Origin of the sequence: Capnocytophaga sp. oral taxon 332 str. F0381 (assembly GCF_000318275.2) — a bacterium.
Taxonomy (GTDB): domain Bacteria; phylum Bacteroidota; class Bacteroidia; order Flavobacteriales; family Flavobacteriaceae; genus Capnocytophaga; species Capnocytophaga bilenii.
Map to the genome: position 1 here is coordinate 47,813 of NZ_KB291295.1, position 15,476 is coordinate 63,288.

Here is a 15,476-nt window from a genome sequence, read left to right on the forward strand (position 1 = left end):
GTATTTAGAAGACGATGACTTCAAATATCCTTATGTGCGAAAAATCATCTATGCCATAGGAGCTCAACCACAGCCTGAGAGTCTTTTAGCATTAGAAAATTTGGCATCTGAGACTAATGATACCGAAATAAAGAAGTTAGCCTTGCACCAGTTAGAAAAGAGAAAAGAATTGGGACGATGGGAGTATGAAAAGAATGTCATATCCTGAAATAGGTTTACAATAATAAGTCTTAAGAGCAAAGGCTAAAGATATGCAAAAACAAAGAAAGTAGCTTCATACTTCTAACTTTTAAAAGAGAGTAGCCCAAAGAAGAGAAAGTTTTTTTATCACTTTGGGGTGGAATTGGCGTATTGGGTACGAGCTGCAAGCTCGCACCAGCGGGGAGCGAGGGGAATTATGAATTTTGAATTCTGAATTTTGAATTGGGCACGAGCGACACGCTTGCGCCAGCGGGGGTAATTGATTTGAAAATATAATGTTTGGTAATATTGGGGTACGAGCTGTAAGCTCGCACCAGCGGGGGAATTTGCAAGGAGTAGAAGATGATTTATATCTTTTCAAAGTAGAAGGTTCTAATTTTAAATTTGAAATGCCTAGTGGTAATGAGATAGAAACAAATGATCTATGGATACCAGTAGGTAAAACATCAGGAGGATATAGAGAAGCTGTTTTAATAAATAAAAATAACTCTAACATATCAATAATACATAATAAGGATATAGATTTTCTTAAAAATCAATTTAAATGGGAAAAAGTAAAAAAATTCTAAAATATGACAAATAAAGATTTAATAGAAATGTTGAAGCATTCTAATGTTGATAATTATTCAGACCCCTTTGCTAAAGATTATATATCTTGGAATATTCTTAGTAAAGATTTAGAAAATAGATTAATTTTTATTTCAGAAGTAGAAAATTCTGATGATGGTATCACAATGGAAGAATGTCATACAAATGAGAATTATTGGTCTGCAAATTATCCTATATCTTTAAATTATTACCCTTATAATAATTGTAAAATTTATAAGGACATAGATTATAATTCTTTTTATTTCATTTATACAGAATGGGGGGGGCACTCACCTGAAAAACGTTGTAGATTGATTCAAGAAAAATTGATTGTGACATAATCTTTAGACTCTATTATACATTATTTAGTAACACTTAACAAAATTTGAAAAAGAAGGAGGTGCTTTTATTATTAGAAGAAGAGATGTTGTAGAATCAAATTATATCACAATGGCTCCAAGAAAATTTATTGGATTAAGAAGTGGTATGGAAGGAGTAATAAGGAAATATAATGATTCTAATAAGAATTTAAATGTATTAATTGAGGAATTAGATTTAGGGAAAGATTATTTTAAAGCGACATATGAAGTGTTTTTTGTCAAAGTGCCTCCTGAGAAATTTACTTTTGATTTTCCTAACGGGAATGAAGTGGGAGCCTATGATGAGTTATGGATCCCTGGAGGATATACAATACATGGAACTAAGGAAGCTGTAATATCCAATTCAGAAAATCTTATTCATAATAAAGATTGGAATACGTTTATTAATTTTTTTGGAAGTAATAATGTATTAAAAATAAAATAAATAATTATATGAATAATAAATATAAACAATCTATACTACATAATGAAATAGAAGATTTCCTTTTAGGAAAAGGAAAGTATTTTGTTATGGACAGAGATAGAGGAGGGCATGACAGCACAGATACTTATTCAGAGATCTTAGAATATTATTTATTAGAAGGTGAAAACTATGAATTAACGGAGGAAAATATCATTAAAATATTGAAAACAAAAAAAGATATTTCAGGAGAAGATTTGTTACAACTTTTAGGAATATTATGGTCATATTTTGTGCATAGCTTCAAGGGAGATAAAAAACTAAAGAAAGAATGGAAAATTTCAAAAGAATTAAAAGATTTATTTATTAAAAATATAGAAACACTTAATTTTAACAATATAGAAATATACAATAATATTAAATGGATTATTATAAATCTAAAAAGAAAATATAATTTTGATATGAGCTTATCAAATGATGACTTTTATAAGTATTGATATAATCAAAGATATAGATTTTTTAAAGACCAATTTAAAGTGTAAGTTAGGAATTCCGCCAACTCAACTACAAGAAGGAGGATTAGTAAGAATTGATTTTAAAATTTCTGATAGATATAAAGTAGAAGTTCCAAGTGGAAATGAATTTGGAACTAATGATTTATGGTTGCCAGGAGGAAAGTTACCCAATGGAAAATTAGAAGCTATTATTAAAACAGAAGGAATGGTGAAAGATATTGATTATACTATAAAAGATATATATTAAAACATTATGGGAGAAATAAAAGAAATATATATAAAAAGATGGGATTATATTTTGTACGAAATTGATGATAAGAAAATATTAACTGTAATGTTTTTCGCTTCTTACGTTGATTATCCGAGAAGTTTTTATTTAGAAGGAAGTGAACTTAATTTAAATTATGATGAATTATCTGTTCTTGCAGAGAGGATTAGATTTAATTATGATGCTTTTAAAAATAGAGAGATAATTCCTCCTATTATGAAATAAATTCTCATTGTTCTCGTTAGACAAAAACTAGCATAGGTGTAGCTGTCATATCCTGAAATAAGTGTATAGTGATAAGTCTTAAAAGTAAAGGCTAAAGGTATGCAAAAACAAAGAAAATAGTTTCATACTTCTAACTTTTAAAAGAGAGTAGCCTGAAGAAGAAAAAGTTTTTTAATCACTTTGGGGTGGAATTGGCGTATTGGGGTACGAGCTGCAAGCTCGCACCAGCGGGGAGCGAGGGGAATTATGAATTTTGAATTGGGCACGAGCGACACGCTTGCGCCAGCGGGGGTAGAGTAGTGCGAAAATGAAAAAGTTTTTTTTAATCACTTTGGGGTGGAATTGGCTGTTTCAAAATTAATTTGTACTTTTGCCAAAAAATCGTGGTATGATAAAACTTATAGTATCGGATATTGATGGTACATTGGTGAACAACGAAAAGGAAGTGCCTGTTTCTTTTTGGAAGGCTTTTGAACGTATGCAAGAGCTGGATATTTTGTTTTGCGTAGCTAGTGGGCGACAAATACAGAGTTTGCACGAGCTCTTTGCCCCTATCAAAAACAACATTGCTTACGCTCCTGATAATGGTGCTTCGCTAATATACCAAAATAAAACTCTTTTTGAAAAACTTATAACTCCTGCTGACTATTTGCCTATTATGCGTACTTGCAACGAAATAAACGGAATAGGGGTGGCACTTTGTGGGCGTGATAGGGCGTATATAAAAACTGATAGTAAGTGGATTTTTGACGAAATAGCACGGCACTATCCTGCTCATACTACGGTGAGTGATTTTGCTGCTATTGATGATGATATTTTCAAAATTACGATATGCGATGAGGGCATATCACGACTTAACTCGTATCAGTACTTGAAAAAGTACCAAAATGATTTCAATGTGGTTATCTCGGGGGAAATATGGCTGGACATTACGGGCAAAGATGTGAATAAGGGTAATGCTATAACGCATTTGCAACGGATTCTGGAAATTACTCCTGAAGAAACGGTAGTTTTTGGCGACCATATGAACGATGTGGAGATGATACAATGCGCTAAGCACAGCTATGCTATGAAAAACGCTCAGGAAGAACTAAAAGCACTTGCTAAGTACGTAACTGAATACGACAATAACGAAGCGGGTGTAGTGAAAGAAATAGAAAAGATTTTAAAATAAAATGGAAATTTTTACAGAAACCTATAAAGTGCGTAGCACCCAAGTGAACTTGAACAACCAATTGGGCTTGTATGGGGTGCTTGGGATGCTGCAAGATATAGCATCGGAACACGCTGCCTTGTTGGGCTTTGGCTATAAAGAATTAGTAGAACGTGGATTTTTTTGGGCACTAGTGCAACAGAAGTTGAAAATGAACTACTGGCCTAATTGGAACGACCGCATCACAGTAAAAACGTGGTCGCTGCCTGTGCAAGGCGTGTATGCTTTTAGGGAGTTTGAACTATTTTGGAACGACCAAAAGATAGGTGAATGTGCGAGCACTTGGATAACAATGGATATCAAAACACGCAGACCGATAGACCTTACAGCGCAACAGGGGCTTTTCCACCCACGTACTGATGGGCGTCTTTCATTTCAAACAGAACGTATCACCTTGCCTGAAGAAATGGATTTGGTAAAGGAATTTGAGGTAAGAATGAGTGATTTGGATATCAATTCGCACGTGAATAATGTGAAATATACCCAATGGGCTTTGGATATGATGAGCGAACGCAATCACCGGGAATTTGTGATAAAAGAATACGACATCAACTTTTTATCGGAGACATTTATGGGTGATGTGATGCAGGGTTTTAAAAGCAAGGGTAGGTACTTGGACGAGGAACACAAACTGGTAGAGCTTTATCACTACGCACAAAAGATAGGGGGCGCAAAACCTGCATTCATATCGCACTGGATAGCCGAAAGGATTAAACCATAAGGACAAACGGACTGAATGAAAAGAACTTTATGCTACATAGTACTTTGCTTTTTTGCTTTTGGCAATGCGCTGAGGGCTCAAAATGAGGGCAAAACTAAGCGGATAGAGATTGTGTACGGGGGGGAATTTACTATTGACAATGTGAAGTACCCTGGTGCTACGATATTTAAATCGGACGGGCAGCGTGTGCAATTTAGGCATCAGGGATTGGAAATATGGTGTGATTTGGCAGTGCTATACGAGGAACGCAATGAGGTGATTGCTCACGGTGATGTGCAACTACAGCAGGGGGATACCCTGCAAATGAGCAGCCAATACATATCATACAAAGGTGATACCAAAACAGCAGTTGCTAAAAAAGGGGTGGTACTGCACAACGGGAATATGACCCTTGAGACTGAAGAATTGTTCTTTGACCGCAATACTCAGGAGGCTTATTACAACAATTTTGGAAAGATAACTGACCCTGACAACGAGCTGACGAGCAAAACGGGGCGTTATTACGTAACGGCTAAAAAAAATCAATTTACTAATTCGGTAAAGATAGTAAATAAGGATTTTGTGGTAAATTCGCAGGTGTTGGATTACTACCACAATTCGGGAAATGCTTATTTTTACGGTAAAACGACTATAAAAGGTAGCGACTATAAGGTATATTGCGAGCGGGGTTTTTACGACACGCGGCGCGAACAAGGGTACTTTATGAAACACGCTAAAATAGAGTATGACCTTAAGACTTTGGTAGGCGACAGTTTGTATTTTGACAAACGCCGTCAGTTTTCATCGGGGAGTAACAATATTGTGATTTTGGACACGGTGAATAAGACGGTGGTGAAAGGGCATTATGGGGAGATACACAAGGCTAAAGACTCTATGTTTATCACTAAAAAAGCGGTAATCATCACTTTGGTAGAGAAAGACTCGATGTATATGCACGGGAAACGGATACTTGTAACGGGGAAACCTCAAAAACGGATTATACGTGCTTATCCTGATGCTCGTATTTTCAAAAAAGATATGCAAGCTAAATGCGACTCGATACACTCTGACGAAGCTAATGGACTGACGCAATTGCTGGGGAAACCTGTGGCTTGGACGGGTGAAAGCCAAATGACGGGAACAAATATGCACCTAATAGCTAATCTTAAAACGGAAAAGCTGGATTCGCTAAAGGTGTTTGACAATGCTTTGGTGGTGGAAAAAGACACACTGGGCGATGGTTATAACCAAGTGAAAGGAAAATTGCTATATGGCAAATTTAGGGATAATACACTTAGACAAATAGACTTTTTTCAGAATACGGAGACTATTTACTACATTTATAACGATAGCCAACAACTTGTAGGCATCAACAAGCTGAGTTGTAGTAGGATAAAGATATATTTGGACAAGAAGCAGCAGGTGCAACAAACGGTGTTTATCACTGAACCATCGGGTAAATTGTATCCGGAAGAGAAATTGCCTATGGCTGACCGAAAATTTCGTGAGTTTGTGTGGCGAGGTGATGAACGTATTTTGAGCAAAGAGGGTATTTTTAGTGAAGAGGAACTACAAATAACTCCAAAAACGATAAAGGGAATGCCCTCACCTGAAGAAATAGACAAGGAAGAACTGAAAAAAATGAATCTTGAACTTTCAATTTAAAACAATAAAATATATGAAAAAATTAGTAATTACATTGTGTGTTGTAGGACTTTTGGGGAGTTCGTGTGTATCAAAAAAGAAATATGCTGAACTGGCAGAACGCCAAAAGCAAACTGAAGATTTGCTAAACTCGGCTACAGTGCGGTTAAATATGTGTGAAGATGAAAAAAGCAAGTTGCTTTACAAGAGTGAGAGCTTGAAAAACCAAGTTGACTTGCTAAAGGAAAACAACCAGCAGCTATTGAACAATATGGGTAACTTGACCACTCTTACAAAAAAAGGGGCTGAGAACCTTGAAAAATCATTGGAGAGCTTGCGCGAAAAGGATTTGACAATAAAGAACTTGCGCGATGCGGTAACTCGTAGGGATTCGGTAAACCTTGCTTTGGTACAAAGTCTGAAAGGTGTATTGGGTAACCTTGATGACCAAGATGTAGACATAAAAGTGGAAAAAGGGGTTGTTTTCATCAACATATCGGATAAGATGTTGTTTAGCAGTGGTAGTTATACTATCTCTAAAAACGCAAAGAGCGTGCTAGAAAAGGTGGCTAAGGTAATCATCAATAAGCCTGATTTTGAATTTATGGTAGAAGGACACACTGATGATGTACGCATCAAAAAAGATTGTATACGCGACAACTGGGATTTGAGCGTGATGCGCGCTACTGAAATAGTGCGTGTGCTACAAAACGACTTTGGAATAGCTCCTGAGCGTATGACAGCTGCTGGTCGTAGTTACTACGTTCCGCTGGCTACTAATACTACAGCAGAAGGGCGCGCCCAAAACCGCCGTACGCGCATAGTGGTATTGCCTAAACTTGACCAATTTTACAATATGATTGAGGAGGGAATGAAAGACCCTGCTATTGGTGGTAAAGGAAAATAAAAGTTGCTTTATTTATACATAAAACTCAATGAAAAAAGGATTGCTATTATGCTTACTGCTAATCTCTAACTTTATTGTAGCACAACAACGTTATACCCTCAGTGGTGTTATTACTGATATTACTAATGGTGAGAAATTACTGGGGGTAACTTTTGTAATTAAAGAGTTAGAAACGGGAACTACAACTAATGAGTACGGTTTTTACTCGATTACGTTGCCTGAAGGTAAATATACCATTGCTATTGATTACATAGGTTATGCTACTATAGAAAAAAGCATTACGCTAAATAAAAACATACGCAAAGATTACAAACTATCGCCTACTGAAATAGAACTTACAGGGGTAGACCTAACGGCTCATACTACTACACAAAAAGCGGCAGTACGCAAACCCGAAATGAGTGTGGTGGCACTGCCCGTAGCTACGGCTAAAAAGTTGCCTGTACTGGTGGGTGAGGTAGATATTATAAAATCGCTGATGCAACTGCCTGGTGTGAGTAATGCTGGGGAAGCTTCATCGGGGTTTAACGTGCGCGGAGGTGCTGCCGACCAAAATTTAGTACTCTTAGATGAGGCTACTATCTTTAATTCGGCTCACTTATTTGGTTTTTTGAGTGTATTCAACGCTGATGCTGTACGCGATATGAAGCTATACAAAGGAGGTATGCCTGCACGTTACGGGGGGCGTATCTCTTCAGTACTTGATATTTACCAAAAAGAAGGTAATAAAAACCAACTATCGGCTACGGGAGGTATTGGGGTATTATCATCACGGCTATTGGTAGAAGCTCCTATTGTGAAAGATAAGGCTTCGTTTTTGATAGGGGGACGTGCCTCGTATGCTCATTTATTTCTGAAACTGAGCAATAATAAGAACTCTGCTTATTTTTACGACTTAAACACTAAACTTTCATACCAATTAGACCCCAATAATGCTCTATACTTATCGGGGTATTTTGGTCGTGATTACTTTAGCTTGAGTAGTAACCTTACCAATGCTTATGGTAATGCTTTAGTAAACTTGCGTTGGAATCATTTATTTACTGACAAACTGTTCTCTAACCTTTCGGCAATCTACAGTAATTACGATTACTTGTTTGATTTTAATCTGATAGATATGAAATGGACTTCGGGGATTGAGAATTTTAACCTAAAATACGACTTTAAAAACTACTTATCGGAGGAACTGAAGCTCTCTTATGGGGTGCAGGGGTTATATTACGTTTTCAAACCTGGTAAAATAGTTCCGACCTCTGACACTTCAACTATCAAAGAAAGGGTATTAGCTCATAAATACGCTGCTGAAATGGGCTTTTATATAGATGCCGAGCAGAAAATAACAGAGGGGCTAAATGTATCTTATGGCTTGCGCTTTAGTAATTTTTATCACTTAGGCAGGCGAACAATGAATGTTTACAAGAATAACGAGGCTGTGCTTTTCAATAGGGATAGACAAGTATACTATTCGGCAACGCCTATAAGTACTGACTATTACGGCAGCAATAAGATTATCAATCTTTACTCACATTTAGAACCTCGCCTAACAATGAGCTACGCTTTTAACGACAACCACTCGGTAAAGGCGAGCTACGCACGCACGGCACAATATATCCACTTGATTTCTAACACGGGGTCGCCTACGCCTTTGGATGTGTGGACACCGAGTGATAGTTTTATCAAGCCACAACTGGCTAACCAATGGGCTTTGGGCTATGCTACAAACTTTGTAGATGATAAATATACGGCTGAAATAGAGACTTATTACAAGCGTGTAGAAAATCGGTTGGACTATATAGATGGGGCGAACTTGATTGCAAATGAGGCTATAGAGCGGGTACTGCTATCGGGTACCAATAGGGCTTATGGTTTGGAACTTTTGTTGCGAAAAAACACAGGTAAACTGACGGGCTGGATTGCTTATACACTTTCAAAATCGGAAATGAAAACGGCAGGACGTACTGCTGAAGAAATAGGCATCAACTACGGAGACTGGTATAGTACCGCTTATGATAAACCTCACGATTTATCAATTACAGCTACTTATGCGCTTAGTCCCAAATGGAGTTTTAGCGGGGTATTCAATCTGCAATCGGGCTTGCCAGCAAACTTTCCTGTAGGCAAATACTATTATTTGGGGAATACAATTCCTAATTACAGCAAACGCAACCAATATAGGCTGCCTACTTATCACCGATTAGACCTCTCGGCAACTTATACGCCTTCGCAGACTAACAAACGCTGGAAAAGCGAATGGGTATTTGGGGTTTACAACGCATACAACCGCAAAAATGCCGTGAGTATTTCTTTCAGAGAAAACAAGGAAACAAGCCGCAATGAAGCGGTAAAACTTTCTATATTTGGCATTATACCAAGCGTTACCTATAATTTTTCTTTTTAAGGAAACATTGGTAATAAAAACTATTGGACAACGATGAAGAAATTATATATAATAGTTATCAGTTTATTGATATTCAGCTCGTGTGAGGAGGTAATAGACCTTGAATTGGACAATGCTCCTCAGCAACTGGTAATAGATGCCGCCCTAGACTGGAAAAAAGGGGACACTAAAGCGCAGCCTATAGTAGATATCAGCCGTACACAGCCTTATTTTTCTGACACTCCCTCGCCTGCTATTACTGACGCGGTAGTAAAGATTAGCACTGCTACACGCACCTACCAGCTGAGCCTATGGGATGGCACTACTACACTTACAGGTGCTAATGTAGTACCCCTAAAAGGTGGCAGCCGCTATACATTTACTGGAGGAATACCCGTGAGTTTAGGGGAAGTGTATGAACTGACAATTGAACTGAATGGACAGACTTATAAAGCTAAGAGCAAGATGCTTGAAGCTCCTATAATTCCGCTAAACAGAGTGCTACAGCGCAACGATGGGGGGCTTTTAGGGAAGCAAATAGAGCTAAAATTCTTCTTTAGTGGTATTAATGATGGTACAGCTAACACTTATTTGGTGCGCTTAGACGAAAACGATGACGTTAGTAAAAGATATTTTGGACTATTGGACGATACTTATATTGCTAATAACCAATTTTTCTTTATAACACTTGGAAAAAAGGGTGATTTAAAGCAAAATGACAGAATACGTGTGAGACTTCATCGGGTAAATCCGTCATATAAAGAGTTTGCTCAGTTTTTATTGAGTCCCCCTACCCGACAAGGTAATTATTCAACCCCTGCAAGAGCTGTGGGTAACATTATAAATACTCAAAACAAGAAACAAAATCCTTTGGGAGGATTTAGGGTGTCGCAATATACTGAAACTGAATACATAGTAAGATAACTAATGTTTATTAGTAATTGGAATGAAAACTGAAGAGATACTTATAAAAGGAGCTAAATTACACAATCTAAAAGATATTACAGTAGCCATACCCCGCAATAAGTTTGTAGTAATTACAGGTTTATCGGGGTCGGGGAAGTCGTCATTGGCGTTTGATACCCTTTACGCTGAAGGACAACGGCGCTATGTGGAGAGCTTATCATCGTATGCTCGGCAATTTTTGGGGCGGCTTGATAAGCCTAAAGTAGATAATATTGTAGGTATTGCGCCTGCCATCGCTATTCAGCAGAAGGTAAATACTTCAAACCCTCGCTCTACAGTAGGTACCTCAACAGAAGTATATGACTACTTGAAACTGCTATTTGCTCGTATAGGGAAAACTTATTCGCCCATATCGGGTGAGGAGGTAAAAAAACACACCGTAAGTGATGTGGTAGATGCTGTACTCGCCTACCCTGATGGTACTAAATTACTATTATTGGCTCCTATTACTATCCCTGCCGACCACACTACCGAGCAGGTACTGCAATTACTACTACAACAGGGCTATGTGCGTATTCTTCACAACGAAAAAATACTGCGTATAGATGGCGATCAACTTCCTACTAATTTGAAAGAGTTTCAGTTGGTCGTAGATAGGGTAATTGTGCAACACGATGAAGATTTTCGTCATAGACTTGCAGATGCTGTAGATACGGCTTTTTTTGAAGGCAAAGGTGAGTGTTACCTTCAAGAAATGGATGGGGTAGTACAGACACATTTCAGCAATAAGTTTGAATTAGATGGTATTACTTTTTTAGAGCCTAATGTACACTTATTCAGCTTTAACAATCCTTATGGAGCTTGCCCTACTTGCGATGGTTACGGCGATACCATAGGGCTTGACGAAGAACTCATTGTGCCCAATACAGCGCTTTCGGTATATGAAAACGCCATTTACCCTTGGCGAGGCGAAACTATGAGCTGGTATAGAGACCAATTGGTTAATAACGCTTATAAATTTGACTTTCCTATTCATCGCCCTTGGTTTGAGCTTACTGACGCTCAAAAACAGCTAATATGGGACGGCAATAAGCACTTTACAGGGCTTACGGGATTCTTTAAAGAATTAGAAGAAAAGAGTTATAAAATACAAAATAGGGTACTTTTGGCACGCTATAGGGGTAAAACTCGTTGCCACGAATGCCACGGAAGGCGCTTGCGCAAAGAAGCTAACTATGTGAAGATAGCTGGTAAAAGTATATCGGACTTGGTAGAACTGCCTATTGAGGAACTACAAGGCTTCTTCCAGTCGCTGGTGCTTACGCCTTACGAGCAGGAAGTAGCTAAGCGTCTTTTGATAGAAATCAATAATAGGCTGCGCTTTCTTGCCGATGTGGGACTGGGCTACCTTACCCTAAACCGCAAATCAAACACACTATCGGGAGGAGAAAGCCAGCGCATTAATTTGGCAACATCTTTGGGAAGTAGCTTGGTGGGCTCGATGTATATTTTGGATGAGCCCAGCATTGGCTTGCACCCTCGTGATACCGAACGGCTTATAGGGGTGCTAAAGGCGCTTCGCGACTTAGGAAATACCGTAATTGTAGTAGAACACGATGAGGATATAATGAAAGCTGCCGACTATATTATTGATATAGGTCCTGAAGCTGGCACCCACGGCGGAGAAGTTGTAGCTAAAGGTACTTATCAAGAATTGCTAAAAGCTGATACCCTCACTGGGAAATACCTTAGCGGTAGGCTTTCTATTGAAGTACCTGCTAAAAGGCGTACTTCGCCGCACTACATTCGTTTGGTAGGCTGCCGAGAAAATAACTTAAAGAACATAGATGTTACTTTTCCGCTGGATATGCTTACTGTAGTAACAGGTGTATCGGGAAGCGGTAAATCTACTTTAATAAAAAAACTATTGTACCCTGCCATACAGAAAGAATTGGGAGAAGCAAGCGAAAAAATAGGTCAATTTACTAAATTAGAAGGCAAATACAAGCAACTGAAGAGCGTAGAGTTTGTAGACCAAAACCCTATTGGTAAATCTACCCGTTCTAACCCTATTACCTACATCAAAGCCTATGATGATATTAGGAGCTTATTTGCGTCACAGAAATTGGCTAAAATGCGTAACTTTCAGTCTAAACACTTCTCTTTCAATGTAGAAGGAGGGCGTTGTGAGGTATGCAAAGGCGAAGGTGAAGTAACTATTGAAATGCAGTTTATGGCTGATGTGCACCTTACTTGCGAAGCCTGCAACGGCAAGCGTTTTAAGAAAGAAGTGCTGGAGGTTACTTTTGAAGGTAAAAATATAGACGATTTGCTAAATACAACAATTGATGATGCTATCACTTTCTTCAAAGAGTGTCATCAAATGAAAATAGCTGAGAAACTGAAACCTTTGCAAGATGTGGGCTTGGGATATGTAACCTTGGGGCAATCGTCATCTACTTTATCAGGAGGGGAAGCACAACGCATTAAGTTAGCTTCGTTTTTATCAAAATCGGAGAGTAAGGAAAAGGTACTTTTCATTTTTGATGAACCTACTACAGGCTTGCATTTTCACGACATACGCAAGCTGCTCACTTCATTACAAGCTCTTATTGAGAAAGGACATTCTGTAATTTTGATAGAGCACAATATTGAAATGATAAAATCGGCAGATTATGTAATTGATTTGGGCTTAGAAGGGGGTGCTAAAGGCGGTAATCTTGTAGCTCAAGGTACACCTGAAGAACTCGTTAAGCACAGCGAAAGCTATACTGCACAGTTCTTGGCTAATTCTCTCTGATTTTTTGCACTATCAGGTCGTAATGACTGTAGTGCTTTACAAAATCAAGGTCGGTAACATCAATGATAAGCGAATTGATAGCTGTATTTTTTTGTATAAAATCTAAGTATCCGTAATGGATTTTTTTAAGATAATCGGGGGAGATGTTTTGTTCATAATCTCTTCCCCTTTTTTTTATGTTCTCTATCAAGCGATCGGTGTTTTGGTATAGGAATACGTACAAATCGGGCTTAATGATTTGACTGTATAAAATGTAGAATAGCTTGCGATAGAGTATAAATTCATCTTCTGTAAGCGTTACTTTGGAAAATATAAGCGATTTGAAGATATCGTAATCAGAAACAACAAATTCTTTGAACAAATCCATTTGGGCTAATTGCTCACTCATTTGCTGGTATCGCTCGGTAAGAAACGACATTTCGAGCGTAAAACCATATTGCTTTGGGTTTTGGTAAAACTTTGGCAAAAAGGGGTTATCTGAAAATTGTTCTAAAATAAGTTTAGCGTTGAAGTCTTGTGCTATTTTGGTAGCCAGCGTAGTTTTCCCAGCACCTATATTTCCTTCAATGGCAATGTATTTATAGTGCAAGAAGGGTGATTTTTGGGCAGGGAATGCTAATTGTTCTGACAATCGCTGTACTGGTGAAGTATCATCGGTAGTATTGAGCAATTCGGCTATCGTTTTTTGTAGCACCGGGTGTAGCAAAGTATCATTGAGGCTTGCCAAAGGCTTAAGCACAAATTTACGATGCTGCAACAAGGGGTGCGGAATGGTTAAAAATTCAGTATTAATAATTTTATCATCATAAAAAAGAATATCTAAATCGATAGTGCGAGATAGATATTCTTTTTTATTGGGTATGCGTTCACGCCCCAAGCTATATTCAATACGAAGCAACTGAGCCATTACCTCCTCGGCAGGGAGGTGGGTACGACATAACAAGCAAGTATTGAGGAAAGCTTCGCCAGAGAAGCCCCAAGAAGGAGTTTCGTAAATAGGAGCTATATCTACAATAGTACCTACCTGCGTAGCAATAGCCTCAATAGCCTGCTGCAAGTATGATTTTCGGTTGCCTAAATTACTTCCTAATGATATATATACGTCGTGATTCACTTAATTTTGTTCTAAAAATCGCATTACATTGTTATAGATGCGGTCTTCTATATCAGTGGTATCAGCTTTTACAAATTTTTCACCCATAATTTGCTCGTACAGCTCTATGTAGCGCTCAGATACTGATTGCACATACTCATCGCTCATAGGTGGTATTTTCTGTCCTTTTTCACCTTGAAATCCTTGTGAGATAAGCCATTGTCGTACAAATTCTTTAGAGAGTTGTATTTGAGGTTGCCCGTTTTCTTGTCGCTCTTCATATCCTTCTTTGTAGAAGTAGCGAGATGAGTCGGGGGTATGGATTTCGTCTATTAGGACGATTTCGCCATCGCGAGTTTTTCCGAATTCGTATTTGGTATCTACCAAAATAAGTCCGTGTTGCGCTGCGATTTCGGAGCCTCGTGCAAACAAAGCATAAGTATATTTTTCCATCAAGCGATAATCTTCCTCACTTACAATACCACGCCTGATGAGGTCTTCGCGTGAAATATCTTCATCGTGTAGCCCTTGTTCTGCTTTAGTAGCTGGTGTAATGATAGGATGCTGCGGGAAGATGTCGTTTTCGCGCAAACCTTCAGGAAGAGCTACGCCTGATAATTTTCGGACACCTTGTTTGTATATGCGAGCCGCGTGCCCTGCCAAGTATCCACGAATGACCATTTCTACTTTCAGAGGTTCGCAGACTTGCCCTATAGAAACGTTAGGGTCTGGCGAGGCTATCAACCAGTTAGGGACTATATCTTCTGTTTTTTGTAAGAAATTGACCGCCATTTGGTTGAGTATTTGTCCTTTATAAGGGATACCTTTAGGAAGAATGGCATCGAAGGCAGAGATGCGGTCGGTAGCTATCATAATAAGTGTATCATCTTTAAGTTGATACACATCGCGAACTTTTCCTTTGTACAGCGACTTTTGTTTAGGAAAGTTGAATTTTGTTTTTGTTATGGTATTCATCTTCAAAAAATGTTGTATTACCTTTCAGGGGGCAAAGATACAAAATAATTTTGAATTTTGAATTCTGAATTCTGAATTTTGAATTGGTGGGACGGGTAGGACTTTTGGGACTTGGGGGACTTTTGGGACTTGGGGGAGGTGTGGGGTATTCTGAATTCTGAATTTTGAATTTTGAATTAGGCACAAGCTACAAGCTTGCGCCAGCGGAAGGCGCATTATTGTAGTGTTATCCTTCGCTCAAGGTTCGCTCATCCTTCGCTCATCCTTCGCTCAAGGTTCGCTCA

The 15,476-nt window shown here is 38.3% G+C and carries 16 protein-coding genes; 14 read left to right on the plus strand and 2 right to left on the minus strand.

Annotated features, from left to right (window positions below; genetic code table 11):
* From HMPREF9075_RS13480 to uvrA, 14 genes are all read left to right on the plus strand, one after another.
* Positions 1-208, plus strand: a 208-nt coding sequence (locus tag HMPREF9075_RS13480) for a hypothetical protein (protein WP_009415431.1), incomplete at its 5' end; no start/stop codon positions are given.
* A gap of 268 nt (positions 209-476) precedes the next feature.
* Complete coding sequence (locus tag HMPREF9075_RS05155) at positions 477-770, plus strand: hypothetical protein (RefSeq protein ID WP_009415433.1); 294 nt, start codon at positions 477-479, stop codon at positions 768-770.
* 3 nt (positions 771-773) lie between these two features.
* A complete protein-coding gene (locus HMPREF9075_RS05160; protein ID WP_009415434.1) occupies positions 774-1,130 on the plus strand; it encodes a hypothetical protein in 357 nt (118 codons plus the stop codon).
* A 109-nt stretch (positions 1,131-1,239) separates the two neighbouring features.
* Complete coding sequence (locus HMPREF9075_RS05165; protein ID WP_009415435.1) at positions 1,240-1,593, plus strand: hypothetical protein; 354 nt, start codon at positions 1,240-1,242, stop codon at positions 1,591-1,593.
* 8 nt (positions 1,594-1,601) lie between these two features.
* A complete protein-coding gene (locus HMPREF9075_RS05170; RefSeq protein ID WP_009415436.1) occupies positions 1,602-2,066 on the plus strand; it encodes a hypothetical protein in 465 nt (154 codons plus the stop codon).
* Complete coding sequence (locus HMPREF9075_RS05175) at positions 2,044-2,331, plus strand: hypothetical protein (RefSeq protein WP_009415437.1); 288 nt, start codon at positions 2,044-2,046, stop codon at positions 2,329-2,331. Before HMPREF9075_RS05170 ends, HMPREF9075_RS05175 begins: the two co-directional genes overlap by 23 nt.
* Before the next feature lie 6 nt (positions 2,332-2,337).
* The gene (locus tag HMPREF9075_RS05180) at positions 2,338-2,577 is read left to right on the plus strand and encodes a hypothetical protein (protein WP_009415438.1); all 240 of its coding nucleotides are present in this window, start codon (positions 2,338-2,340) and stop codon (positions 2,575-2,577) included.
* A gap of 388 nt (positions 2,578-2,965) precedes the next feature.
* Positions 2,966-3,751: an HAD family hydrolase gene (locus HMPREF9075_RS05185; RefSeq protein ID WP_009415440.1), complete on the plus strand. Its 786-nt coding sequence runs from the start codon at positions 2,966-2,968 to the stop codon at positions 3,749-3,751.
* Between the two features lies 1 nt (position 3,752).
* On the plus strand, positions 3,753-4,511 hold the full coding sequence (locus HMPREF9075_RS05190; protein WP_009415441.1) for an acyl-[acyl-carrier-protein] thioesterase: 759 nt from the start codon (positions 3,753-3,755) through the stop codon (positions 4,509-4,511).
* Positions 4,512-4,526: 15 nt separating this feature from the next.
* Positions 4,527-6,155: an OstA-like protein gene (locus tag HMPREF9075_RS05195; RefSeq protein ID WP_009415442.1), complete on the plus strand. Its 1,629-nt coding sequence runs from the start codon at positions 4,527-4,529 to the stop codon at positions 6,153-6,155.
* A 13-nt stretch (positions 6,156-6,168) separates the two neighbouring features.
* Positions 6,169-7,041 (plus strand): OmpA family protein, encoded by an 873-nt coding sequence (locus HMPREF9075_RS05200; RefSeq protein ID WP_034556956.1) that lies wholly within the window; start codon positions 6,169-6,171, stop codon positions 7,039-7,041.
* Positions 7,042-7,069: 28 nt separating this feature from the next.
* Positions 7,070-9,439: a TonB-dependent receptor gene (locus HMPREF9075_RS05205; RefSeq protein ID WP_009415444.1), complete on the plus strand. Its 2,370-nt coding sequence runs from the start codon at positions 7,070-7,072 to the stop codon at positions 9,437-9,439.
* A gap of 33 nt (positions 9,440-9,472) precedes the next feature.
* Positions 9,473-10,342 (plus strand): DUF4249 family protein, encoded by an 870-nt coding sequence (locus HMPREF9075_RS05210; protein ID WP_009415445.1) that lies wholly within the window; start codon positions 9,473-9,475, stop codon positions 10,340-10,342.
* Positions 10,343-10,364: 22 nt separating this feature from the next.
* On the plus strand, positions 10,365-13,124 hold the full coding sequence (uvrA, locus tag HMPREF9075_RS05215; RefSeq protein ID WP_009415446.1) for an excinuclease ABC subunit UvrA: 2,760 nt from the start codon (positions 10,365-10,367) through the stop codon (positions 13,122-13,124).
* Here the strand turns inward: uvrA and folK are convergent.
* Positions 13,111-14,238, minus strand: a complete 1,128-nt coding sequence (gene folK / locus HMPREF9075_RS13160; protein WP_009415447.1) for a 2-amino-4-hydroxy-6-hydroxymethyldihydropteridine diphosphokinase — start codon at positions 14,236-14,238, stop codon at positions 13,111-13,113. The genes uvrA and folK overlap by 14 nt on opposite strands.
* Positions 14,239-15,192: a phosphoribosylaminoimidazolesuccinocarboxamide synthase gene (locus HMPREF9075_RS13165; protein WP_009415448.1), complete on the minus strand. Its 954-nt coding sequence runs from the start codon at positions 15,190-15,192 to the stop codon at positions 14,239-14,241.
* Between the last annotated feature and the right edge of the window lie 284 nt (positions 15,193-15,476).